General features: G+C 62.8%; 21 protein-coding genes. 7 read left to right on the plus strand and 14 right to left on the minus strand.

The window, feature by feature from the left end; translation table 11 throughout:
* The first annotated feature begins 2 nt into the window (after positions 1–2).
* From ACSQ84_RS31935 to ACSQ84_RS31945, 3 genes are read left to right on the plus strand one after another with little or no spacing between them, the layout of a single operon-like run.
* Positions 3–1,109 carry a microcin C ABC transporter permease YejB gene (locus ACSQ84_RS31935; protein ID WP_436215714.1) on the plus strand — a complete coding sequence of 369 codons (1,107 nt, stop codon included), beginning with the start codon at positions 3–5 and terminating at the stop codon, positions 1,107–1,109.
* Positions 1,109–2,287: an ABC transporter permease gene (locus tag ACSQ84_RS31940; protein ID WP_436215715.1), complete on the plus strand. Its 1,179-nt coding sequence runs from the start codon at positions 1,109–1,111 to the stop codon at positions 2,285–2,287. Before ACSQ84_RS31935 ends, ACSQ84_RS31940 begins: the two co-directional genes overlap by 1 nt.
* A 7-nt stretch (positions 2,288–2,294) precedes the next feature.
* A complete protein-coding gene (locus ACSQ84_RS31945) occupies positions 2,295–3,920 on the plus strand; it encodes an ABC transporter ATP-binding protein (RefSeq protein ID WP_436215716.1) in 1,626 nt (541 codons plus the stop codon).
* 156 nt (positions 3,921–4,076) lie between these two features.
* Here the strand turns inward: ACSQ84_RS31945 and ACSQ84_RS31950 are convergent, their stop codons facing one another.
* On the minus strand, positions 4,077–5,291 hold the full coding sequence (locus ACSQ84_RS31950; protein WP_436215717.1) for a M20 family metallopeptidase: 1,215 nt from the start codon (positions 5,289–5,291) through the stop codon (positions 4,077–4,079).
* Positions 5,292–5,351: 60 nt separating this feature from the next.
* Positions 5,352–6,326 (minus strand): alpha/beta fold hydrolase, encoded by a 975-nt coding sequence (locus tag ACSQ84_RS31955; protein WP_436215718.1) that lies wholly within the window; start codon positions 6,324–6,326, stop codon positions 5,352–5,354.
* Between the two features lie 197 nt (positions 6,327–6,523).
* Between ACSQ84_RS31955 and ACSQ84_RS31960 the strand changes: the two genes are divergently transcribed.
* Positions 6,524–7,135, plus strand: a complete 612-nt coding sequence (locus ACSQ84_RS31960; protein WP_436215719.1) for a TetR/AcrR family transcriptional regulator — start codon at positions 6,524–6,526, stop codon at positions 7,133–7,135.
* Positions 7,136–7,398: 263 nt separating this feature from the next.
* Here ACSQ84_RS31960 and ACSQ84_RS31965 read toward each other — a convergent pair whose 3' ends face one another.
* Entirely contained in the window at positions 7,399–8,244 is an 846-nt protein-coding gene (locus ACSQ84_RS31965; RefSeq protein WP_436215720.1) for an NlpC/P60 family protein, read from the minus strand.
* Positions 8,237–9,619 carry a leucyl aminopeptidase family protein gene (locus ACSQ84_RS31970; RefSeq protein ID WP_436215721.1) on the minus strand — a complete coding sequence of 461 codons (1,383 nt, stop codon included), beginning with the start codon at positions 9,617–9,619 and terminating at the stop codon, positions 8,237–8,239. Before ACSQ84_RS31970 ends, ACSQ84_RS31965 begins: the two co-directional genes overlap by 8 nt.
* A gap of 214 nt (positions 9,620–9,833) precedes the next feature.
* On the opposite strand from ACSQ84_RS31970, the gene ACSQ84_RS31975 reads away from it, so the two are divergent.
* A complete protein-coding gene (locus ACSQ84_RS31975; RefSeq protein ID WP_436215722.1) occupies positions 9,834–10,685 on the plus strand; it encodes a tetratricopeptide repeat protein in 852 nt (283 codons plus the stop codon).
* A 60-nt stretch (positions 10,686–10,745) separates the two neighbouring features.
* Here ACSQ84_RS31975 and ACSQ84_RS31980 read toward each other — a convergent pair whose 3' ends face one another.
* On the minus strand, positions 10,746–11,672 hold the full coding sequence (locus ACSQ84_RS31980; RefSeq protein ID WP_436215797.1) for an alpha/beta hydrolase family protein: 927 nt from the start codon (positions 11,670–11,672) through the stop codon (positions 10,746–10,748).
* A 237-nt stretch (positions 11,673–11,909) separates the two neighbouring features.
* On the opposite strand from ACSQ84_RS31980, the gene ACSQ84_RS31985 reads away from it, so the two are divergent.
* Positions 11,910–12,902, plus strand: coding sequence for a LysR family transcriptional regulator (locus tag ACSQ84_RS31985; protein ID WP_436215723.1), 993 nt, complete (start codon positions 11,910–11,912; stop codon positions 12,900–12,902).
* Between the two features lie 201 nt (positions 12,903–13,103).
* Here the strand turns inward: ACSQ84_RS31985 and ACSQ84_RS31990 are convergent, their stop codons facing one another.
* From ACSQ84_RS31990 to ACSQ84_RS32030, 9 genes are all read right to left on the minus strand, one after another.
* Entirely contained in the window at positions 13,104–14,084 is a 981-nt protein-coding gene (locus ACSQ84_RS31990; RefSeq protein WP_436215724.1) for a type II secretion system F family protein, read from the minus strand.
* Between the two features lie 9 nt (positions 14,085–14,093).
* Positions 14,094–15,068: a type II secretion system F family protein gene (locus ACSQ84_RS31995; protein WP_436215725.1), complete on the minus strand. Its 975-nt coding sequence runs from the start codon at positions 15,066–15,068 to the stop codon at positions 14,094–14,096.
* The gene (locus tag ACSQ84_RS32000; protein WP_436215726.1) at positions 15,068–16,537 is read right to left on the minus strand and encodes a CpaF family protein; all 1,470 of its coding nucleotides are present in this window, start codon (positions 16,535–16,537) and stop codon (positions 15,068–15,070) included. Before ACSQ84_RS32000 ends, ACSQ84_RS31995 begins: the two co-directional genes overlap by 1 nt.
* 22 nt (positions 16,538–16,559) lie before the next feature.
* Complete coding sequence (locus tag ACSQ84_RS32005) at positions 16,560–17,831, minus strand: AAA family ATPase (protein WP_436215727.1); 1,272 nt, start codon at positions 17,829–17,831, stop codon at positions 16,560–16,562.
* Positions 17,828–18,577, minus strand: coding sequence for a CpaD family pilus assembly protein (locus ACSQ84_RS32010; RefSeq protein ID WP_436215728.1), 750 nt, complete (start codon positions 18,575–18,577; stop codon positions 17,828–17,830). Before ACSQ84_RS32010 ends, ACSQ84_RS32005 begins: the two co-directional genes overlap by 4 nt.
* Before the next feature lie 9 nt (positions 18,578–18,586).
* On the minus strand, positions 18,587–20,071 hold the full coding sequence (locus tag ACSQ84_RS32015) for a type II and III secretion system protein family protein (protein WP_436215729.1): 1,485 nt from the start codon (positions 20,069–20,071) through the stop codon (positions 18,587–18,589).
* A gap of 17 nt (positions 20,072–20,088) precedes the next feature.
* Entirely contained in the window at positions 20,089–20,346 is a 258-nt protein-coding gene (locus ACSQ84_RS32020) for a hypothetical protein (RefSeq protein ID WP_436215730.1), read from the minus strand.
* A gap of 127 nt (positions 20,347–20,473) precedes the next feature.
* A complete protein-coding gene (locus ACSQ84_RS32025) occupies positions 20,474–20,998 on the minus strand; it encodes an A24 family peptidase (protein ID WP_436215731.1) in 525 nt (174 codons plus the stop codon).
* A gap of 193 nt (positions 20,999–21,191) precedes the next feature.
* A complete protein-coding gene (locus ACSQ84_RS32030) occupies positions 21,192–21,356 on the minus strand; it encodes a Flp family type IVb pilin (protein ID WP_192737154.1) in 165 nt (54 codons plus the stop codon).
* Between the two features lie 298 nt (positions 21,357–21,654).
* Here ACSQ84_RS32030 and ACSQ84_RS32035 point away from each other — a divergent pair, with 298 nt between their 5' ends.
* Entirely contained in the window at positions 21,655–22,485 is an 831-nt protein-coding gene (locus tag ACSQ84_RS32035; protein ID WP_436215732.1) for a sterol desaturase family protein, read from the plus strand.
* Positions 22,486–22,647 lie beyond the last annotated feature (162 nt).

The following is a 22,647-nucleotide window of genomic DNA, read 5'->3' on the forward strand; positions in this document are numbered from 1 at the left end:
TCATGGCCGCCTATATCGCCCGCCGCATTTTCCTGATGTTTCCGACGCTGCTCGGCATCCTGTTCGTGTCGTTCATCGTCGTGCAGTTTGCCCCCGGCGGTCCGGTCGAGCGCGTCCTCGCGCAGCTCTCCGGCGCCGACACCGGCGGGAGCTCCAGAATATCGGGCGGCGGCGGCGATATGGGCCCGCGCGGCCAGGTCGGTGCGTCCGCGGACGCCGTTAGCTCCAAGTACCGCGGCGCGCAGGGGCTCGATCCGGAATTCGTCAAGAAGCTCGAAGTGCAGTTCGGTTTCGACAAGCCGGCGTACGAGCGTTTCTCGCTGATGGTGTGGAATTTCGCGCGCTTCGATTTCGGCAAGAGCTATTTTCGCGACGTCAGCGTGATCCAGCTGATCAAGGAGAAGCTGCCGGTCTCGATGTCGCTCGGGATCTGGATGACGCTGCTGACCTACCTGATCTCGATCCCGCTCGGCATCCGCAAGGCGGTTAAGGACGGATCGCGGTTCGATACCTGGACCTCGGCCATCATCATCGTCGGGTTTGCGATTCCCGGCTTCCTGTTTGCGATCCTGCTAATCATCCTGTTCGCCGGCGGCTCGTTCTTCAACATCTTCCCGCTGCGCGGCCTGACCTCGGACGGCTGGGCGCAATTCCCCTGGTACTGGCAGATCATCGATTATTTCTGGCACATCACGCTGCCCTTGATCGCGATGGCGCTCGGCGCCTTCGCCACCATGACGCTGCTGACCAAGAACTCGTTCCTCGACGAGATCCGCAAGCAATATGTGATGACGGCGCGCGCCAAAGGCTGCGGCGAGCGGCAGGTGCTGTATAATCACATCTTCCGCAACGCGATGCTGATCGTGATCGCGGGTTTCCCAAGCGCCTTCATTCACGCCTTCTTTTCCGGCTCACTGTTGATCGAGACTATCTTCTCGCTCGACGGGCTCGGCCTGCTCGGTTTCGAGAGCGTGCTGAACCGCGATTATCCGGTGGTGTTCGGCACGCTGTTCATCTTTTCGCTGGTCGGCCTCGTGATCAATCTGATCTCCGATCTCGCCTATATGTGGGTCGATCCACGAATCGATTTCGAGGCGCGTGAGGTCTGATGACGATCACCGCGCCCAAGCCGGTCGAGGCCACGACGCAATCGCCGCTCGGCGAGGCCGTGCCGATGATGCGCCATGCCTTCACGCCGTCGCCGCTCAACCGCCGCCGCTGGCAGAATTTCAAGGCCAATCGCCGGGGTTACTGGTCGTTCTGGATCTTCATGATCCTGTTCGTGATTTCGCTGTTTGCGGAGCTGATCGCCAACGACCGTCCGTTCCTGATCAAGTACGACGGCCGTTTGTATTGGCCTGCCTTCGTCAGCTATTCCGAAACCACCTTTGGCGGCGACTTCGAGACCGCCGCCGACTACCGCGATCCCTATCTGCAGAAGCAGATCGCCGACAAGGGCGGCACCATCATCTGGCCGCTGATCCGCTATTCCTACAGCACGCACAATCTCGACCTGCCGACGCCGGCGCCGTCGAAGCCGACCTGGATGCTCACAGAGGCGCAGTGCGCGGAGGTGGTGAAGAAGAAAGGCCTCAACGGCTGCAGCGACCTCGAATACAACTGGCTCGGCACCGATGACCAGGGCCGCGACGTGGTCGCGCGGCTGATCTATGGCTTTCGCATTTCGGTATTGTTCGGCCTGACGCTGACGATCTTCTCGTCGATTATCGGCATCGCCGCCGGCGGGGTGCAGGGCTATTTCGGCGGCATGACCGATCTGCTGTTTCAACGCTTCATCGAGGTCTGGAACGCGATTCCCTCGCTGTATCTGCTCCTGATCATCTCGGCGGTGCTGCCGCCAGGCTTCTTCATCCTGCTCGGCATTCTCCTGCTGTTCTCCTGGGTGTCGCTGGTGGGGCTGGTGCGCGCGGAATTTTTGCGCGGCCGCAATTTCGAATACATCCAGGCGGCGCGGGCGCTCGGCGTCTCCAATGCCAGGATCATGTTCCGCCATCTCTTGCCGAACGCGATGGTGGCGACCATGACCTTCCTGCCGTTCATCGTGTCGTCGTCGGTGATGACGCTGACGGCGCTGGACTTCCTGGGCTTCGGCCTGCCGCCGGGCTCGCCGTCGCTGGGCGAGTTGCTGTCACAGGCCAAAGCCAACGTGCAGGCGCCCTGGCTCGGCCTCACCGGATTCTTCTCGGTCGCGATCATGCTGTCGCTGTTGATCTTCATCGGCGAGGCCGCGCGCGACGCCTTCGATCCGCGCAAGACGTTCAGGTAAGCAACGCATGGACGCCATCAACCAGCCTCTGCTCGATGTCCGCGACCTCTCGGTGGCGTTCGGCGACACACTTGCGGTCGATCACGTCTCGTTTTCCATCAAGCGCGGCGAGTGCGTGGCGCTGGTCGGCGAATCCGGCTCCGGCAAGTCGGTCAGCGCGCTGTCGGTGTTGCGGCTGCTGCCGTATCCGACCGCATCGCATCCGTCCGGCAGCATCCACTTCCGCGGCCGCGACCTCCTGACGGCGGCCGAGAACGAGATGCGCGGAATCCGCGGCAACGACATCTCGATCATCTTCCAGGAGCCGATGACCTCGCTCAATCCGCTGCACACGATCGAGGCGCAGATCGGCGAGATACTCTCGCTCCACAACGGGGTCCGCGGCGCGATGGCGCGGGCGCGCACGCTCGAGCTGCTGACCCAGGTCGGCATTCCCGATCCGGAGCGGCGGCTGCAAAGCTATCCGCATCAATTGTCCGGCGGCCAGCGGCAGCGCGTCATGATCGCGATGGCGCTCGCCAACGAGCCGGACCTGCTGATCGCGGACGAGCCGACCACCGCGCTCGATGTCACGGTGCAGGCGCAGATCCTGGCGCTGCTGGCCGAAATCCGCGCGCGGCTCGGCATGAGCATGCTGTTCATCACCCATGACCTCGGCATCGTCCGCCGCATCGCCGACGTCGTCTGCGTCATGAATGGCGGCAAGATCGTCGAGCAGGGGCCGGTCGAGCAGGTTTTTACGGAACCGAAGCATTCCTACACGCGGGACTTGCTCGCGGCCGAACCCAAACCCGACCCGGCGCCGCCGCGGCCCGATTCGCCGGTGGTGATGTCGGCGGATAATTTGAAGGTCTGGTTTCCGGTCAAGCGTGGCCTGCTGCGCCGGACCGTCGACCATATCAAGGCGGTGGACGGCGTCAGCCTCGCGGTGCGCAAGGGCGAGACGCTCGGGGTCGTCGGCGAGTCCGGTTCCGGCAAGACCACGCTCGGCCTCGCGTTGCTGCGGCTGATCTCGTCGGACGGGCCGATCGTGTTTCTCGGCAACAACATCCAGGGCCTGCGCTTCAAGGCGATGCTGCCGTTCCGCCGCGACATGCAGATCGTGTTTCAGGATCCGTTCGGCGCGCTCAGCCCGCGCATGTCGGTCGGCGATATCGTCGCGGAAGGCCTGACCGTGCATCAGCCCAGGCTGACACATGAGGAGCGCGAGGCGCGCGTCGTCAAGGCACTGCAGGACGTCGGCCTCGATCCCAAGACCCGGTTCCGCTACCCGCATGAATTCTCCGGCGGCCAGCGCCAGCGCATCTCGATCGCGCGCGCGGTGGTGCTGGAGCCGGATTTCGTCGTGCTGGACGAGCCGACCAGCGCGCTCGACATGCTGTTCCAGGCCCAGATGGTGGATCTCCTGCGCGAGTTGCAGCGCAAGCGCGATCTCACCTACATGTTCATCTCGCATGATCTGCGCGTGGTCGCCTCGCTCGCGAGCCATCTGATCGTGATGCGTCACGGCAAGGTGGTGGAGAAGGGGCCGGCCGCCGAGCTGTTCAAGAACCCGCAGAGCGACTACACCCGCGCGCTGTTCGCCGCCGCGTTCCGGATAGAAGCCGTGCCGGACGGAACGGTGGAGGTTTAGTTAGTGGCCAGCTGCCAAGCGAGTCAGGTGAACGGGTCCTGCCGCCAAACTCGCGACGAGAAGCGCTGTAATCCGCCGACCATCTCCCGGATTTGATGGTTGGCGTCCCGCGCTGAAGTCTGTCTCTTCTATGCGGTCGGAACCCGCAATTATCAATTACGGCCGGCAAGTGATCTCGAGGGTCCTTTTCCGGTGAGAAGCCGTCCGCCCGAACGCGTTGGAAACATCTTCGCGGAGCTCAGGTTTGCAAAAATAGTCGATCGCCGTCATAGCGAGCGCTTTCGCGCCATCAATGGCTGTCTTGTCGCCTTCCTCGGAACGAGCCCATACCGCAAACGCGGGATCGTGTAGCATGACATTCGGGGGTGACATGGAGATGAGTGGGTGCAGCACCGGCACCCGATGACTCACATTCGCCATATCGGAGCCGGCGAGCGGAAGCCGCTCGTAAGGCACGAATTCGCAGCGGCCAAGTCGAGTCGCATTGCTGACATAGGCGTCGGCCAAAGGTTCATTGACGACCATGTCGAGGTAATCGACCGCAGACCATTGAACGTCAACGGTGCAGCCCGAGGCCAGCGCTCCAGCATCAAAACAGGCCTGAACGCGCGGCTTCAGTTTCGCCAGCGCCTCGGCATCTGCCGCGCGCACGAAATAGATGGCGGTCGTCGAATCGGGAACGGTATTCGGGGCGACGCCACCCGCGGTGATGACGCCGTGGATCCGCTCCGAGGATCGGATGTGCTGTCGCAGTTGCGCGATCGCTTGATAGGACAATGTGATGGCATCGAGCGCGTTCAAGCCCATTTCCGGAAACACCGCGGCATGCGCTGCGCGTCCGGTGTAAACAACCGCCGCCTCCGATATGCAGATGCAGCGGAAGGCCTTTGAATTGATGCCTGCAGGATGAACCATCATCGCGGCGTCAACGCCATCGAATGCCCCATTGCGCGCCATGATTTCCTTGCCGCAGCCACGTTCCTCGGCGGGCGTCCCCAGATACCTGACCGCGCCGGGCAGTCGTTCTCTCATGCGGTGAAGCGCGAGGACCGCGCCGAGCCCGGCCGTTGCGATGACGTTGTGACCGCAGGCATGCCCGAGTCCGGGTAGCGCGTCGTATTCGGATATCAGCGCGACCCGCGGTACATCAGTTCTACCGAAATCTCCGGCAAAGGCTGTTTCGATGCCGTAAGCGCTCCGTGTCATCTGGATGCCCTCGGACTCCGCGACCGAGCACAGCAGTTGCGACGCGAAGCGTTCCTCGAAAGCGATTTCGGGAGTGGCATGTATCTTATGACTCACGCCGAGGAGATCGCTCTTTAGACCGTCGATCAGATCACAGGCTTCCTGCTTCAAGGCATCGATGGTCATTGGAAGGATACTCCAGGTACGGGAAGGGCTGGCCGCGGGGTGTTGAACCACGCTTCCCTCCTATGCGAATGCTTGTTTGGTCGAAGCGATAGCTGCGGCGTCGCCGCGAAGCGCTCTTAGAACCAGCTTCGCCGTCAAATCCGGTTGCTCGTGATGTGGCAGATGGCCCATGCCGTCGAGGAAATGACGGTCGGCCCTGAGAAATACGCTCAGCAGTTCGGACTCGTCGGGCATGGGTGTCACCCGGTCAGCCTTGCCCCAAATCAACGTGGTTTTGAGAAGCGCATCCACCTTGTGGTAAAGCGAGCGCGCATCGTGAATCGGCATATTGCGGATCGACGACAGCAGCGCGCGCTTGAATCCCTTGAATTTCAGTTCGGGCAAATATTGTGCGCGTACGCGCTCGATCACCGCAGGATTCGGCGAATATGCCGCCAGGCGTTGCTCCAGCGTTTTGTCACCAACAAGCCTGAAGAAGTACGGTCCGATGAAAGGCAGATGCACGAAACGCTTTGAGGAGGATAGCGCCACGCCAAATCCATCTGGTGCGAGAAGGCAGAGTTGCCTGACCGCCGATGGATGCCGGCGTGCGAACTCGGCGATAATCGGGCAACCGAATGCGAGCCCCACCAGATGGACCGGCGCCCTCACGTTCAGCGCGGCGAGAAGATCTTCGAGCTGACGATCAAATGTATCCGGTCCGTAGACGATCTTCGGTCGGTCGGAGTAACCACGGCCGAGCAAGTCATAGCGGATGACCCGATATCCGGCGGCGGCAAGGCGTTCGGCCAATCCATCCCAGATCCAGAGCGACAGCGTTGCCCCGGGGACCAGCACGACGGGTTCGCCGTCGACTGAACCTTCTTCCAGATAGTGCGTCGTCCCCTGCGACAATCGCAGGAATGACCCGCGTGCGCGCTTCCGCGTGGCATCGTTCATCGGCAGAGGTTCGCGCTTGAGGTAACCAACCAGCGCCAGAACGGCGCCGATACCGGCGATTCCGGCTACAACCCAAATCAAGCTGTCCACGTTCATCCGCTTCCCTATCCGTTTGCATCGGCCAGCAGCCGGCGCTCCCGCAGCCGTCAGGCCGTTGGAATCGTCGCTGCGATGGATTATGACTGATCGTCAGTTTGTCTTCGCCGGATTATGACCGGCGGTCAGTACGTGTCAAGAGATTATGACTGATGGTCATTATGATTTGTTGGCAATCGCAGGAAGGAAACTGAGACGTGGCAGCGCGATCAACCGGACGGACGAAACGTCCGACGGAACGCAAAGGCGAACTGCTGGACGCAGCGCGCGGTGTTTTTGCAAAAAAAGGCATTTCGAACGCGACGGTCGATGACATCGCGGCGCGCGCAGGCGTGTCGAAGGGCACGTTCTATCTATACTTCAAATCGAAGGACCAGATCGTCGGCAGCCTCTGGGAGCAATACGTCGAAGGCTTCCTCAAAATTACCGAGACGGCGCTTGCCGACGACGGGAAGCAACGGGACTGGCACGCCGTCCTATGGACGATCTTCGAGCAGCTGGTCGGACACGCCCTTCAACATGCGGAACTCCATCGCGTCATCTACAGGTCAGCCGATGCGCAGGCCCTGGAGTTTTGCCGTCGGATCAATGAGAAAGTCATTACACGGATCGCTGCCGCGGTCCGCGACGGCGTCGACAGCGGGCAGATCAAACTTTCCGAGCCAGAACTTATGGCGCGCCTGCTTTATCACGGGACCGACGGCGTCTTGCACGACGCCATCATGAGCGTCACGGGCCTCAAGGAAAAAGAAGTCCTCCGCGCGGTGCGCGAATTGTACACCAAGGTCTTCGACGCGCCGGTACACTGAAGCAGCTTCCTCGGTTCGAACCATGGACAAACTCCTGAAAGCTCAGCGCTGGCGCGTGATGCGATCAGGTGGGTCGTAACGACAGACAAATCTGTTGGCATTGGTGTATTTGAGGTATCAAAATACCTTAGTGCTCTCAATCGTCAAATCGAATTTATCCCTTTCTTTGCAAGGGGTTCCTTTCTTTGCATGGGGTTGTTTTCGATATTTTTGATTCTGGACATCTTCCGCTGGGGAGAGGTGAAGGAAGACCGAGCCCCTGATTACGCCAGCCGCTTGATCGATTTGACCTCGCTGCCCGCGGCCTTGATGCGCGCGATGGCTTCGAGCGTGTTTTCGATCTCGGTGGCCATGTGATGCGCGTTGGCGTGGACGATGGTGTCGCCGTCGCGGACGATCGCGACGTGGCCGTTCCAGAAGATCAGGTCGCCGCGCTGCAGCGTTTGGGTTTCGGAGGGATTCAAGGCGCGGCCGAGGCCGTCCCGCTGCATGTCGCTGTCGCGCGGACAACCGGTGCCGGCGGCGTTCAGCGCAATCTGCACCAGGCCGGAGCAGTCGATGCCAAGGCTGCTCTTGCCGCCCCACAGATAGGGCGTGCCGACGAATTTTTCGGCGACCGCGACGAAATCCTTCTCCATCGCCTCCAGAGCGCCGACATGCCGGCGCGGGAGATACCAGCCTTCGCGTGTCACCGCGAACGCGCCGTCTTCACGCGCCACGGTAAGCAGCGCGCCCATCGACAGCGTGTCGACCGGCGGCAGTTTGATCGACGCGGCCGGGAACGCAAAGGTCCGGAGCGCCGTGACCTTGTGCGTTGGTGCGGCGGTGGGTTTGCCCAGCGCGGCGTCGGGAATCCAGCCGACATAGCCGTCGCTGTTCAACTGGCCCCAGGCAAAGCCTTCGCCGTTGCGGTCGTAGATCGTGACGCGCTCGCCCTTCAGCGCCTGCGTCAGCAGCGGGGCATCGGCGGCCGGCGCCTCGCGCAGCGGCGCGATCGCATCGACCACGCAGAATTCCTCGCCGGTCACAAAGCGCGCCGCCTTGACCTTGCCTTCGAGATATTTGGCGGCGAGATCAGGGCGGGCCGGGGTCAGGCGCGGGTCATCCATAGCGTTCGCTCAGCAGTTTGTAGATCGCGCGCGCGGCCTGGCATTCGCCGCCCTCGGGGCGCGCGGGTTTGGCCGACGGCGTCCAGCCGAAGATGTCGACATGCAGCCAGCTTTTGGCGTCGGTGACGAAGCGCTGCAGGAACAGCGCGCAAGTGATCGAACCGGCAAAGCCGCCCGACGGCGCGTTGTTGATGTCGGCGACCTTCGAATCCAGCCAGGAATCGTAAGCCGGCCACAGCGGCATGCGCCACAACGGATCCTGCTCCCCTGTTGCAAAACGCGCGACGTCCAGCGCCAGCGTCTCATCATTGGTGTAAAAAGGCGGTAAATCCGGCCCCAACGCGACGCGCGCCGCGCCGGTGAGGGTTCCCAGATCGACCAGCAGATCGGGCTTTTCTTCGCAGGCAAAAGCCAGCGCGTCGGCCAGCACCAGCCGGCCCTCGGCATCGGTGTTGCCGATCTCCACGTTGAGTCCCTTGCGCGACTTGAAGATGTCGAGCGGACGGAAGGCGTTGCCGGCCACCGCGTTCTCGACCGCGGGGATCAGCACCCGCAGCCGGACTTTCAGCCCGGCGTCCATCACCATCTGGGCCAGCGCCAGCACATTGGCGGCGCCGCCCATGTCCTTCTTCATGATCAGCATGCCGCTGGAGGGCTTCAGGTCGAGCCCGCCGGTGTCGAAGCACACGCCCTTGCCGACCAGCGTCACCTTGGGATGCGCAGGGTCGCCCCAGCTCAGGTCGATCAGCCGCGGCGCGCGCGGCGAGGCCATGCCGACGGTGTGGATCAGCGGAAAGTTCTGCTGGATCAGTTCGTCGCCGACGATGGCGCTGAAACTGGCGCCATAGCGCGTCGCCAGCTGCTGCGCCGCCGCCGCCAGCTCTTCCGGCCCCATGTCGTTCGACGGCATATTGATCAGGTCGCGCGCCAGTGAGGCTGCTTCCGCCATCCGCGTGATGTCGGTGATGTCGACGCCGTCTGATGGCACCAGCCGCACGTCGGGTCTGTCCGTTTTGCGATAGCGGCCGAAGCGGTAGCTGCCGAGTGCAAAGGCGAGCGTCGCCAGGCGAATGTCGTGCGGCGCATTGGCAAAGCGATAGATTCCGGGCGGCAGCAGGCCGGGCAGCGCACCGGGCCGGAACAGGTCGCGGGATTTGCTGCCCTCCTCCTCGAGACCGAAGATGACCTGCGCGATCTGTCCCTCGGGCGAGGGGAGCGCCAGGCACTTGCCGGGCTTGGCGGCATAATCATTGGCCTTTGCAAATTGCTGCGCCTGTGGGGAAAGCTCCTTGCTGATCGCGGCCCATGTCGTCCTGGTGGCGAAATAGATCGGAATGCTTGAGGCGGCGTGGGCGGTCTCGAAGGGCGAATGCATGCGGGTCTCGCGGAAAGGGAGCGGGCTCAGTCCACCGCCGAGGTTGCAGGATATTCGTGTGACTTCAATGGTGAAGCTGCAGAATTGTGCGTCAAAACCCGTCAGGAACCCATTGCAGCGCCGTGGCCGCCTGTCCACCGATTAACCAGCCGTTAGGGTTAACAGTCTATTGATGGCGTGTTCGGCTCCACCCGAAATCGTGAGTTGAAGTGCCATGCGTCCATCCAGCCTTGCCCGGCCCAGCCTCGTGCGGCCCAATCCTGCCCGGCTTTTCGCCTCCGCGGCCGTGACCGCGATGCTGGCCGCAGGCCTTGGCGGCTGTCAGACCATGTCCGATGTGACGGGCGCGCTGACCCAGAAGTCCAGCGCCGCCGCGCCCCCCATTCCCGACGATCCGCGCCGTGCGGTCGAAGTCTACGGCGATCGCTATCGCGCCAATCCCAAGGATGTCGCCGCGGCACTGGCCTATGGCCAGGCGCTGCGTGCTTCAGGCCAGCGCGCGCAGGCCGTTGCCGTGCTCGAACAGGCAACCATCGCCCATCCCGGTAACAAGGCGCTGCTCGCCGGCTACGGGCGCGCGCTCGCCGACAACGGCAATTCGCAAGCCGCCTTCGACGTGCTCAGCCGCGCCCATGCGCCCGACAATCCCGACTGGCGCATTCTGTCGGTGCAGGGCACCGTGCTCGACAAGCTCGGCAAGCACGACGAAGCCCGCCGCTATTACGCCAGCGCGCTGAAGATCGCACCGGACGAGCCGTCGGTGCTGTCCAATCTCGGTCTCTCCTACATGCTGACGCGCGAACTGCCCGACGCCGAGAAGACGCTGCGGCGCGCCTATGGCAATCCGCGGGCGGACGGACGGGTGCGGCAGAATCTGGCGCTGGTGGTCGGCCTCCAGGGCCGCTTCGCCGAAGCCGAGACGATCGCCAAGGGCGATCTGCCGTCCGAGGAGGCCGCGGCCAACGTGGCCTATTTGCGGGACATGCTCAGCCGCAAGGACAATCCACGCACTGCTTCTCGCCAGGGCAAACCGCCGGTGGTGGCGTTCGACCAGGCCAACGACTGATCCTCGTCCAGCGGTGACAGGACCGACCATGCGCCGGAATGGCGGTACGGTCTTCACCCGCTACAGATGCTGGGTGAAGAACGCGATCACATCCTCGGCGACCTGCTCGTGAACGCGGCGGCGGTCGACCCCGTCTGAATCGTTGCATATCGGCACGCCGGCCAATCGCGCCAGAACTGGGCCGACCAACCATTTGCACTCCGGTACATAGGCGAAATGTCCTACAGAGCGAATGATCTCTCGCGCGCCGCGAATGCGCCGGGCAAGCGTGCTCGAATTGGCGCCTGCTTCGAGGATCTCATCTGCTTGGGCCGTATCCACCATGAATGGGGCCGTGATGGATTGCAGCGAATCCTCCAGAAAACCCTGACCCGGTCCGCTCGCCATGATGTAGAACGCCTTGACGCGCCTGTCCTTGAAAGAGTTCGTGGCATCTGCCGTCGGGATGCCCGCGATGTCGTCCTTGAGCGTACCGTCACAATAGAAGTCCTTGGTCGTCGACTTCTCGCAAAATTCCTTTTGCGCCGCCGGATCGAATTTACCGCCCGCGAGGCTGACCCCGGTCCAGCCTCCGAAGGAGTGCCCAGCGAACGCGATGCGGCTCTCGTCGATCAACGCGGACCATTTCGGATGCTTGAGGACTTCGTCCAGGGCGAATGAGACGTCATGCGAACGATCCCAAAGCCGCAGACGTCCAGCGACGGTCTGATCGTCGCCCAATGTGCCCGGATGCGAAGTTGAAAGCACCACGAACCCTGCATTCACCAGTCTAACGGATAGCCAGCCCAGCGAATATCTCGTCCCCCAATTGCCGTGCGAAACGACGACGAGCGGACGTTTGCGCTGGTCAGGGGCAGGCTCCGCATTGCGGGCGATCGCAATTGCCCGCAGCGGCACACGCACGGCGAAGTTTTCGATCTTGGCTCCAGGTGCGGCCTCGAACCAAATTTCGCTGACGAAGCTGCGCGCGCTGGCCTTGTTGTTCATTTCGATAGAGGCCGTTCCGACCGGCTTGTCGTTCCCGGCCGCCGCGGTTGCTGATGCTGTCACAGCTATCAAAGTCGCTAGGACCGGCGACTGGCTCGATGCTTTCAGAGTTGCGAACATGGTGCGTTCTCCAGCCGAACATTGAAGTCGTGGACCGGATAATGGATGGGGAGCTCTTACAAGATTAGGCGGGCGCAGCTAATATCTGTGCTAACAAAAGGTTTGGAGTGACGGATCGTGAAGGGTATTCGCGGCGTGGTGGGGTTCGTTCGCACGGTCGAGGCAGGAAGCTTCGCAGGTGCTGCCAAGAACTTGGGCGTTACTCCGGTCGCCGTGAGCAAGAACGTGCAGCGGCTTGAGCGGCAGCTCGGTGTCCGCCTGCTCCAGCGCTCGACGCGACGGCTTTCGTTGACCGAGGAAGGACGCATCTACTACGAGCGCTGCACCGGGCCCTTGCGCGAACTGGAGAATGCGCAATCCGCGATAATAGACAAAGGCAAATCACCGACCGGCACGCTGAAGGTGGTGTGTCTGTCTCCCTTCGGACAAAATTACGTCTTGCCCCTGATTCCCGCCTTCAGTCGTCAGTACCCGGCCGTTGAGCTGGAGTTGCATCTCGACGACGCCGTGAGCGACATGATTGGCGGAGGTTACGACGTCGGCATCCGCGCCGGCCAGGCGCGCGATGGCGCCATGGTCGTGCGTGAGATAGCGCCGCTGAGCTTTGTCGTTTGCGGAGCACCATCCTATCTCGCAGAGCATGGAATTCCCCGGTCCGCCGCAGACCTATCGCAGCACAATTGTCTGCGGCTGCGTCGCCGCGATCTCCCTTCGCAGACCCTCAAATGGCAACTCGATCCGGGCGCAAACACGGATGCGCCTGTCCGCGGCAATTTCGTGGGGCATGATTTCCCGACCCCGGTCACGGCGGCGGTGCACGGTCAGGGGCTGGTGTTTGCTCCCCTTCCTCTTGTTCTTCCGTTGTTTCGAACGGGTGCGCTGAAGCCGGTCTTGCCGGAATGCGTATCGCAGCCGGCGCGGATCTTCATGCACTATGTCAGCCGCAAGCACCTGCCGGCGCGGATGAAGGCCTTCGTGAACTTCATGCTCGATCGCCTTCGCAGCAATCCTGATCTCACATCGGACCCGCAGGTGTTACTGGCTCCGTTTGTCTGTCCCGCCGGGACGCCGCCCCGCAGTTCGAGGCTTCGCGGAAGGCGAACAACGTGACGCGGGCTTGCCTGTGCGCGGGGACAACCGGACCCTTCGAGCTGCAGTACCGCCACGGCCTTGCCTCACGGCATCATCTGGATTTTGCTGCAGGTCGGTCGAGAACGACGATGAAAGCTGGCGCTTGGAGATCGTGTCTTCAGGCAAGGCGAGAATCTGGAGCTTCGGTTCTGATTCAATCAGAACCGACTTTGCTCTAGACTAGAGAACCGGCGTCGTCTGCAGCTTGATGTAGGTCGGCCCGAGAATGACGATGAACAGGCACGGCAGGAAGAACAGGATCATCGGCACGGTCAGCTTCGGCGGCAGGGCGGCCGCCTTCTTCTCGGCCTCGGTCATGCGCATGTCGCGGTTTTCCTGCGCCATCACGCGCAGACTCTGGCCGAGCGGCGTTCCGTAGCGTTCGGACTGCTGCAAGGCCAGGCAGACCGATTTGACCCCGTCGAGGCCGGTGCGTTTCGCCAGGTTCTCATACGCCACCTTGCGGTCCTGCAGGTAGGACAGTTCGGCCGTGGTCAGCGCGAATTCTTCCGACAGCGCCACCGACTGCGTAACGATTTCGACGGACACCTTGCGAAAGGCGACTTCGACCGACATGCCGGACTCGATACAGATCAAGAGCAGGTCGAGCGCGTCGGGGAACGCGCGCTTGATCGAAAGCTGGCGCTTGCTGATCGCGTTCTTCAGGAACAGCATCGGCGCCTGCAGCCCGAGATAGGCGGCGCCGACGCAGATGCCGAGCTTGACCGGCAGTGATTTTTCCAGGTTGGCGATCACGAAGACGTACAGGATCGCGCCGAGGAACAGCACGATCGGCGTCACCGCGCGGGCGAACAGGAACGTGACGTAGGGCGCGTGGCCACGGTAGCCGGCCATGACCAGCTTCTCGCGCGCGGCTTCCTGCGCCAGCCATTTGGTCAGGTTGAAGTCTTCCACCACCTTGGAAACCAGCTGCTTCGGGCTCTGGCGCAGCGATACCTTCTCCGTTTTGGCAAGACGGTCGCGCTCGCGCTGCCGGATCCGTTCGCGCTCGCTGGCGACCGCCTTCATGCGCTTGGCGAGACCTTCGCCGGCAAACAGCGGCGTCACCAGCGTGTAGGCGGTCAGGCTCGCGGCAATCGCGGCCAGGAACATGGTCATGAACCGCGCGTCATGCATCTTGTCTATGAGGAACTCAACCATTTCACACCGTCAGAAGTCGAAGTTGATCATTTTCTTCATCACGAGCACGCCGATCGTCATCCAGGCCACGCAGCACAGCAGCATGAATTGGCCGAGCCGTTCGGTCCACAGCAGCGAGATGTAGTCGGGCGTTGTAATCCAGACCAGCACCATCACGACCGGAGGCAGGGAACCGATGATGGCGGCGGAGGCCTTGGCTTCCATCGACATCGCCTGAATTTTCTCCGCCATCTTCTTGCGGTCGCGCAGCACCTTCGAAAGGTTGCCGAGCGCTTCCGACAGGTTGCCGCCCGATTTCTGCTGGATCGCGATCACGATGCCGAAGAAATTGGCTTCCGGCACCGGCATCCTTTCATAGAGGCGCGCGCAGGCTTCGCCGAGCGGCATGCCGATGGTTTGGGTTTCGATGATGGCCAGGAATTCGCTCCGCAGCGGCTCCGGCGAGTCGGCCGCGACCACCTTGATCGATTCGAACAGCGGCAGTCCGGCCTTGATGCCGCGGACGATGACGTCGACCGCGTCGGGCAGCGCTTTCAAAAACGCCTTTTCACGCTTCTTCTTGAGATAGGCCAGCAGCCAGCGCGGCAGCCCGAAGCCCGCGCCGAAGGCCATGCCGATGGCACCCAAAACGCCGCCGCCGATGCTGAACGCGGCGAAGCCGGCCAGGGCGGCAAGGATGCCGGAGATGACCCAGAATTTCTGCGTCGACCAGGAAAGTCCGGCCTGGGTGATGCGGGTGCTCAGGGGAACGGATTTTTCCTTCATCCGGCGCGACTCGAGCTCTTTCAGCGATCCCTCGACCTGTTCGCGGCGTGAGCGCTGGGTCTTGTCGGCCTGGCGCGCCGCGGGTTCGGGCCGCGCGATCGAGGCGCGGCGTGATTCCGCTTTCTTCTCGCCGGACAGCAACGGATAGACGAAGACCCAGGCGATGCCGCCAATCGCGGTAAACGCCAGAAAGGCCAGTGCGAGCGCTTGCATGGACATTAGCGTGCTCCGGGTTCATCTGTGGCTTCGGCCGCATCGAGCGCGGCCGCGAGCCGCTTCTCCTCGCCGTAATATCGTGCGCGTTCCCAGAACCGCGGGCGTCCGATGCCGGTCGAGCGGTGCTTGCCGATGATCTTGCCGTTGGCGTCTTCGCCGACCATGTCGTACAGGAACAGGTCCTGGGTGATGATGGTGTCACCTTCCATGCCCATCACCTCGGTGATGTGGGTGATGCGCCGCGAGCCGTCGCGCAGACGCGCGGCTTGCACGATGACGTCGATCGAAGCGCAGATCATCTCGCGAATGGTGCGCGAGGGCAGCGAAAATCCTCCCATCGTGATCATCGACTCGCAACGCGACAGGGCTTCACGGGGGTTGTTGGCGTGCAGCGTTCCCATCGAGCCGTCATGGCCGGTGTTCATGGCCTGCAGCAGGTCGAACGCCTCGGGTCCGCGGACTTCGCCGACGATGATGCGTTCGGGCCGCATACGCAGGCAGTTGCGGACCAGTTCGCGCATCGTGACCTGGCCTTCGCCTTCGATGTTGGGCGGCCGGGTTTCGAGCCGCACCACGTGCGGTTGCTGTAGCTGGAGTTCGGCGGCGTCTTCGCAGGTGATGACGCGCTCGTCATGCTCGATGAACTGGGTCAGGCAGTTCAACAGTGTGGTCTTGCCGGAGCCGGTGCCGCCGGAGATCAGCACGTTGCAGCGGACCCGGCCGATGATCTGGAGAATTTCGGCGCCTTCCGGCGAGATCGCGCCGAACCTGACCAGCTGCTCGAGGGTCAGCTTGTCCTTTTTGAATTTGCGGATGGTGAGCGCGGGCCCGTCGATCGCCAGCGGCGGCACGATGGCGTTGACGCGCGAACCGTCGGCGAGACGGGCGTCGCAGATCGGCGAAGATTCGTCGACGCGCCGGCCGACCTGGCTGACGATGCGCTGGCAGATGTTGAGAAGCTGCTGGTTGTCGCGAAACCGGATGCCGGTCTTCTGGATTTTGCCCGCGACTTCGATGAACACCGTGCCGGCGCCGTTGACCATGATGTCGGCGATGTCGTCGCGCGACAATAGCGGCTCCAAGGGACCGTAGCCGAGCACGTCGTTGCAAATGTCGTCGAGCAGTTCTTCCTGCTCGGCGATCGACATCACGATGTTCTTGATCGCGATGATCTCGTTGACGATGTCGCGGATTTCCTCGCGCGCCGACTCGCCGTCGAGCTTGGCGAGCTGGGCAAGGTCGATCGCCTCGATCAGGGCGCCGAAGATCGTGGCCTTGACCTGGTAGTAATTGTCGGAGCGCCGCGCTTCCATGGAAGGCGCCGGCGGCGGTTTGGATGGTGCGATCGGCGGTGAAGTGACGGTCGGCGCGGCTATTTCGCGCGAAACGGCCGCCACGCCGGAGGGCTCCGGCGCGTGAATGGCGGGCTTCGGCGCCCGCGTGTCGTTGTCTCCGCTACGCTTACCAAACACAATCGTACTCCACGCGGGCGGCTTACTTCCTGGCCCGCAACTTCTCGATCAGGGGCGACAGGAACGACCCCTTCGGCTTCTTGGTCTCGCCGCGGCCTGTCAACCGTTGCGCAATCTGCAGGAACATCTCGGTGGTCCGGTGATTGGCGGAGATTTCCGCAATCATCTGGCCATTATTGGCGGCCGAGCCAAACATCTGCGGCTCGAACGGGATCGTGGCGATCGGCTGGCTCTCGATCGCCTTGGCGAATTCGCTGGCGGGGATCTCGGGGCGCTTCGGAATGCCGACCTGGTTGAGGCAATAGAGCGGCGCGCGATCGTTCGGGCGCGACGCCTTCAGCAGGTCGTAGATGTTCTTGGTATTGCGCAGATTGGCGAGATCGGGGGCCGCCACGATCAGGATATCGTCGGCCGCGATCAGCGCGCGCTTGGTCCATCCCGACCATTGATGGGGAACGTCGAGCACGATGCAGGGCATCGTGGTGCGCAGCGTATCGAAGATCGCATCGAACGCGTCGGCGCCGAAATCGTAGACCCGGTCGAGCGTCGCCGGCGCCGCCAACAGGCTGAGATGGTCGGTGCATTTCGACAGCAGGCGGTCGATGAAGGCGGTATCGACCCGGTCGGGCGAGAACACCGCGTCCGCGATGCCCTGCGGCGGGTCCTGGTTGTAGTCGAGGCCGGCGGTGCCGAAGGCAAGGTCGAGATCGGCGACCACCGAATCCAGCGCCAGATCGCGGGCGATCGCCCAGGCGACGTTATGCGCGACGGTGGACGAGCCGACGCCGCCCTTGGCGCCGACCACGGCAATGATGCGGCCGACCGCCTTGGCCTCGGGCGCCGAGAACAGGTTGCAGACCGAGCGGACGACGTCGATGGCGGTGACCGGGGCGATGACGTAGTCGCTGACGCCGCGGCGCACCAGTTCGCGGTACAGCGTGACGTCGTTGATGCGGCCGATCACGATCACCCGGGTTCCGGCGTCGCACACGGTAGCCAACTGATCGAGGCCGAGCAGGATGTCGTTGCGGCCTTCGGTTTCCAGGATGATCACGTTTGGTGTCGGCGCGGAGCGATAGGCCTCGATGGCGGCGGCCATGCCGCCCATCTGGATCTTCAAATGGGCCTTGCCGAGACGGCGGTCTTCGCCGGCCGATTGCACGGCGGCAGCGGTTTCCACCGTCTCGCAGAACGCCTGCACGGACACGCGCGGCGCGGGCGCGATATGATCTTCCGTCGACGGCTGCGGGCCGTCCGGCTGCTGTTCGGGGGTCTGGCGCGAGTAGCTGATCATTTGCCTGTATCGCTGAGTTTGGCCTTGTCTGCTTCGGGATAGCTGGTCGTGGTCGCGACACCCTTGCGATACTTGTCGAAGGCGATATCGCGCCGTGGCGCATAGGCGGGTGTCTCCGCACGCGGCTGCACGAGGTCTGACGGATGGTCGACCATCGCCGCGAGATTGCGCTGATTGGAGCAACCAAAATTGTAATAGGGCTTGTTGTCGAAATAGCCCTTGTTGTTGACGGACGGCCCGAGGTCGTCGGGCCACAGGCCGCAGGGGCCGGCGGTGGCCGAGATTTTCGGATAGGTCAGCCGGATCGCCGCCATGTGCCTGGGGTCCTCGGGACGATACTGGCGCACGGCAACCCCGCGCGGCGGCACGCCGGCGGCGGCAAGCGTCGCCTGGATCTCGCGCAATGAATCGCCGGCCGCCCGTGCGTTCGGCGTCTCGACCGGCATGTCGATGGTGATGCCGCCGGTGCCTTCCTTGTGCCAGGTCTGCGCCATTCCCATCACATCGGCGCGCTGGGGCGCGGACAGACCGCCGCGGCCACGGCCGACGAATACGATCACTGTTCGATCGGCTTCCTGGACCGCGATCGGATGGCGCAGGCGATAATCGTCGGGCACGCTCGCGGTCGCCACCGGGTCGGCGTGCTTGCAGGCGCCCATCACCACCGCAACGGCGATCAGCGCTCCCGCGAGGCGGAGAGCGCGCTTACGGTCGGCGGGTACTCTGGATGTCCTCGGTTGTGTCATCGTCCCGCCTCAGTCCGTAATAAAGCCGTAGGTGCCGCGATAATTCCGTGCCGGCTCGTTGCGGCCCGGAACGCCGTAGATGCGATTGATGCTGCCCAGCAGATCGGTCTGCGGATCGGAGGCACTTGCGAAGCCGTCATCCGGACGCGAAAGATCCTTCTGCGCGACCGCGCGGACGACGTAGGGCGTGACCAGGACCATCAACTCGGTCTGGCTGTTGACGAAGTCGCGGCTGCGGAACAGCGTGCCGAGCACCGGCAATTGCGCCAGACCCGGAAAGCCATTGATGGCCTGCTTGGTCTGCTCCTGGATCAGGCCGGCCATCGCCATCGAGCCGCCCGACGGGATTTCCAGCGTCGTCTCGGCGCGGCGGGTCTTGATCGAGGGAATCGTCAGCGAGTTGATGCCCGCGCCAGTGAGCGCCTGGGTCAGCGTGATCGAGTTGTCGTTGGACAGTTCGGAGACCTCGGTCATCACGCGCAGGCTGATCCGGCCTTCGGTCAGCACGACCGGCGTGAAATTGAGCGAAATGCCGAACTTTTTGAACTGGATCTGGGTCGTACAGACGCGCGTAACCGGGTCGCAGGAATAGCCCGCGGGAACCGGAAACTCGCCGCCGGCGATGAAGGTCGCGGACTCACCGGAAATAGCGGTCAGGTTGGGTTCGGCCAGCGTCCGCACCACGCCAGCGCTTTCCATGGCGCGCAGCGTGGCCGTCACCGACGGGACGTTGCCGGTGCCGCCGAACGTTCCCGATGCGGCGTTGCCGGCGACCAGCGGACGGCCAAAGGCGGTAAACGGGTTGGCGTTGCTGAAGTTCACCACCGCCGTGCCGTAGGTCATGCTGGCCGTGAGGTCGATGCCCATCTGCTTGATGATGTTGCGCGCGACTTCGGCGACCGTCACCTTCAGCATCACCTGGTCGCGGCCGCGGACTGCGATCGAATTGACGACCTTGTCGGCGCCGCCTGCGAGGCGAACGGCCATGTCGAAAGCCTGTTGCGCTTCGATCGGGCTCGCCGCGGTGCCGGACAGCACCACGCCCTCGCCGACGCCGTCGATATGAATGTCGGAGTTCGGCAGCGATGTCTTCAGCGCGGCGCGCAGGCCGTTGAGGTCGCGCTTGACCGCGATGTCGTAGGCCGCGATCTGCTGGCCCGCCGAATCGAAGAACACGATATTGGTCTGGCCTACCGCCGCGCCGATGATGTAGGCGCGCTGGGCGGAACGGACGACGGCGTTGGCGATCTTCGGGTCGGCGACCAGCACGTCCTTGATGTCGCGCGGCAGGTCGATCACCATCGACTTTCCGATCCCGAGCGAAACCGGACGTGCGCCCGCCTGGCCGTCCATGGCGGCGGGCGCCGCGACGCGATAATCGCTGGCCTTGACCGGCGTCAGGACCGGATTGAGCGTCAGCGCTGCGGCCGCCGAAAGCGACAGGGCGCGGACGATAAATGTCCGCAGCATCGGCTGATTTCCCCTGCGCTTCATAATTTGCGTCCTCTTGATCACTTCTGCATCGATCGCTGGCTGGCGACGATGTATCTGACGACGCTGATGCTTTCCCCGCGCCGGTTGGGTTGTTCGTCGGTCTTGTTTTCGACCGAGCCGGCGATGTCCCGCATGGCTTCGGCCTCGTTGGCCCTGCTGATGAAATTGCTGCCGGCGCTCGCGGCCGGCCGGTAGTCGGATCCGCTGGCGGAATATGCGGCAATGCCGCCAGCGCCGATGGCGTTGGTCAAAACGACAATGCGAGCGGTATTCATACGCGTCACTTTCCACATTACGCCGCGACGCTTCCGCCGCCGTGATGGGAGTTGACCAGCTATTCGTCAAAGCATGGTTAATGAGGCGTGAGTAAATTGCCTTAACAGTGCGTTACCGTTCGAAAGATCAACGCATTGCAAGGCGCGTGACGTCGATCGACTTGATCCACTCGGTCTCCGGATAGACCAGCAACGCGCCGATCGCGAGCGCAATGCCGTAGGGGATTCCGGTCTGCTTGTCGTGGAGGCGGAGCAGCCAGGCTTGGCCCGTGAGCGGGCCGGGCAGCGGCCACTGCCTGATATAGAGCAGCAGCAGTGTCAGGGCGCCGCCGAGCAGCGACGCATAGACCAGATAGTCGAACAGGTGATTGAAGCCGAACCAGAGCGCCACCCCGGCCGCGACCTTGGCGTCTCCGCCGCCGACCCAGCCCATCGCGAAACAGCCAAAGGCAACGACGAGGACGGTGGCTCCGGCCGCCAGATGCATCAGGAAATCGTGCAGGGTCATTCCGCCCAGCGGCGCCAAAACCAGGAAGCCGGCCACCAGGGCCAGCGATATCCGGTTCGAAATCGTCATGGTGAAAAGGTCGCTCGCAGCCGCGAACGCCATCAGGGCCGGAAACAGCATAAGGCGGGCAACATCGAGGATCATGAATTCACACGGACCGTGCTGCAACAAGGCATTCAGGCATCCGGCGAACCTATCGACGAGAAGTGAACAATCGGAAAACAGCCGCTGCGAGACGGGCCCGCAAAAACCCCGAGGCTCGAAAACGACCCAAGTCCCGCAAAACGACAAAGGCCCCGGGTGACCCGGGGCCTTTGAAGCAGATTGCGACGATCGCTTATTTCAGCGAGGTCGAGATCGTGCCGAAGTTGGTCGACAGCTTGCCGCCAACGCCCTGGACGGCGGTGATGATCGCGATCGCAATGCCAGCGGCAATAAGGCCGTATTCGATGGCAGTCGCGCCGGACTCATCCTTGACGAAACGCGAAACGAGATTCTTCATAATAGATTAACTCCTGTGTACACGTGGCTGGTCGAACTATCATTTGGTCTCGCGGCGTTCTCAGCACCGTGACCATGGCGTCACCCTAAAAGCCGACCATTGCGGCGCAGTTAATTCGATTGCGCAAAAACGGCTGGAACTCGCTGTTCTCACTCAGAGTAAACGCGGATTTAAGCCAGTTGATAGAATGCGCGTAATATTGCGGGCCGTGTTGTCGCTGCCGGCGCAAAGAGCCTGATTCACCGCTCCTTAAGCGCGAGGGGATACCCCTTGCATCTTCCCATCAAGCGAGGCCGTGATGTCGAGTATGCCTATGGAAGTCATCGAGATGATGGGCCAGACCATGGCGAAGGTGGTGCCGGTTACGATTGGCCTCGCTCTGGTGTTCACGGTGCTCTCGCATTTCTGGGCCTGCAATCCCGGCAAGCCGTGGTGGCGCAAGAGCGAGCTCGTTACCGACATCTGCTACTGGTTCTTCGTCCCGGTATTCGCCCGTGTGCTCCGCATCGGGCTGTTGGTGCTCGGCGCCGGCGTCGTCTTCAACATTCATGACGTCGACGCCCTGGTCGCATTCTACGACAATGGCCATGGTCCGCTGGCCGAGCTTCCGCTCTGGGTGCAGGCGCTGCTGTTCCTGGTCGCATCCGACTTCATGCTGTATTGGCTGCACCGCATGTTTCACAGCGGCGGGTTCTGGAAGTACCACGCGATCCATCATTCCTCGGAGGATCTCGAGTGGATTTCCGCGGCACGGTTTCACCCCGTCAACCTGTTCATCGGAACGATCATGGTGGACGTCATCCTGTTGATGGCGGGCATCTCGCCGAACATCATGCTGTGGGTCGGGCCGTTCACGACCTTCCACTCGGCCTTCGTCCACGCCAATCTGAGCTGGACGCTCGGCCCGTTCAAATACGTGCTGGCGACGCCGGTATTCCACCGCTGGCACCACACCTCGCAGGAGGAGGGCGGCAATACCAATTTTGCGGGCACCTTCCCGCTCTGGGATATTCTGTTCGGAACTTACCGGATGCCGGAGGACAAGCTGCCGGATAATTACGGCGTCGACGCTGAGCAGGCGGTGCCGAACGAAATCGGCGGACAATTGGCTTATCCGTTTCGCCAGTAGGGCGTTTTCGAGCGCAGTATGGCCCCGGACTTGATCCGAGGTGCCGACGGGAAGTTTTTCCTCACGGCAGAATTGACCGCCCGATCCGATCGCGGCACGTTGCGCGCCTGAGCCGTGCAGAAATCGCGTTCTGCGGCGCGCCTGATTGCACAAGGTGCTAGG

This window comes from Bradyrhizobium sp. LjRoot220 (assembly GCF_964252915.1).
GTDB lineage: Bacteria > Pseudomonadota > Alphaproteobacteria > Rhizobiales > Xanthobacteraceae > Bradyrhizobium.

Coding starts and splice junctions, on each gene's coding strand:
- ACSQ84_RS32015 (WP_436215729.1), bottom strand. CDS start 20,071: ATGAAGCGCAGGGGAAATCAGCCGATGCTGCGGACATTTATCGTCCGC.
- ACSQ84_RS31940 (WP_436215715.1), top strand. CDS start 1,109: ATGACGATCACCGCGCCCAAGCCGGTCGAGGCCACGACGCAATCGCCG.
- ACSQ84_RS31935 (WP_436215714.1), top strand. CDS start 3: ATGGCCGCCTATATCGCCCGCCGCATTTTCCTGATGTTTCCGACGCTG.
- ACSQ84_RS32025 (WP_436215731.1), bottom strand. CDS start 20,998: ATGATCCTCGATGTTGCCCGCCTTATGCTGTTTCCGGCCCTGATGGCG.
- ACSQ84_RS32030 (WP_192737154.1), bottom strand. CDS start 21,356: ATGAAGAATCTCGTTTCGCGTTTCGTCAAGGATGAGTCCGGCGCGACT.
- ACSQ84_RS31995 (WP_436215725.1), bottom strand. CDS start 15,068: ATGTCCATGCAAGCGCTCGCACTGGCCTTTCTGGCGTTTACCGCGATT.
- ACSQ84_RS32035 (WP_436215732.1), top strand. CDS start 21,655: ATGTCGAGTATGCCTATGGAAGTCATCGAGATGATGGGCCAGACCATG.
- ACSQ84_RS31980 (WP_436215797.1), bottom strand. CDS start 11,672: ATGAACAACAAGGCCAGCGCGCGCAGCTTCGTCAGCGAAATTTGGTTC.
- ACSQ84_RS31950 (WP_436215717.1), bottom strand. CDS start 5,291: ATGACCATCGATGCCTTGAAGCAGGAAGCCTGTGATCTGATCGACGGT.
- ACSQ84_RS31970 (WP_436215721.1), bottom strand. CDS start 9,619: ATGCATTCGCCCTTCGAGACCGCCCACGCCGCCTCAAGCATTCCGATC.
- ACSQ84_RS31975 (WP_436215722.1), top strand. CDS start 9,834: ATGCGTCCATCCAGCCTTGCCCGGCCCAGCCTCGTGCGGCCCAATCCT.
- ACSQ84_RS31945 (WP_436215716.1), top strand. CDS start 2,295: ATGGACGCCATCAACCAGCCTCTGCTCGATGTCCGCGACCTCTCGGTG.
- ACSQ84_RS31990 (WP_436215724.1), bottom strand. CDS start 14,084: ATGGTTGAGTTCCTCATAGACAAGATGCATGACGCGCGGTTCATGACC.
- ACSQ84_RS31965 (WP_436215720.1), bottom strand. CDS start 8,244: ATGGATGACCCGCGCCTGACCCCGGCCCGCCCTGATCTCGCCGCCAAA.
- ACSQ84_RS31955 (WP_436215718.1), bottom strand. CDS start 6,326: ATGAACGTGGACAGCTTGATTTGGGTTGTAGCCGGAATCGCCGGTATC.
- ACSQ84_RS32010 (WP_436215728.1), bottom strand. CDS start 18,577: ATGACACAACCGAGGACATCCAGAGTACCCGCCGACCGTAAGCGCGCT.
- ACSQ84_RS32020 (WP_436215730.1), bottom strand. CDS start 20,346: ATGAATACCGCTCGCATTGTCGTTTTGACCAACGCCATCGGCGCTGGC.
- ACSQ84_RS32005 (WP_436215727.1), bottom strand. CDS start 17,831: ATGATCAGCTACTCGCGCCAGACCCCCGAACAGCAGCCGGACGGCCCG.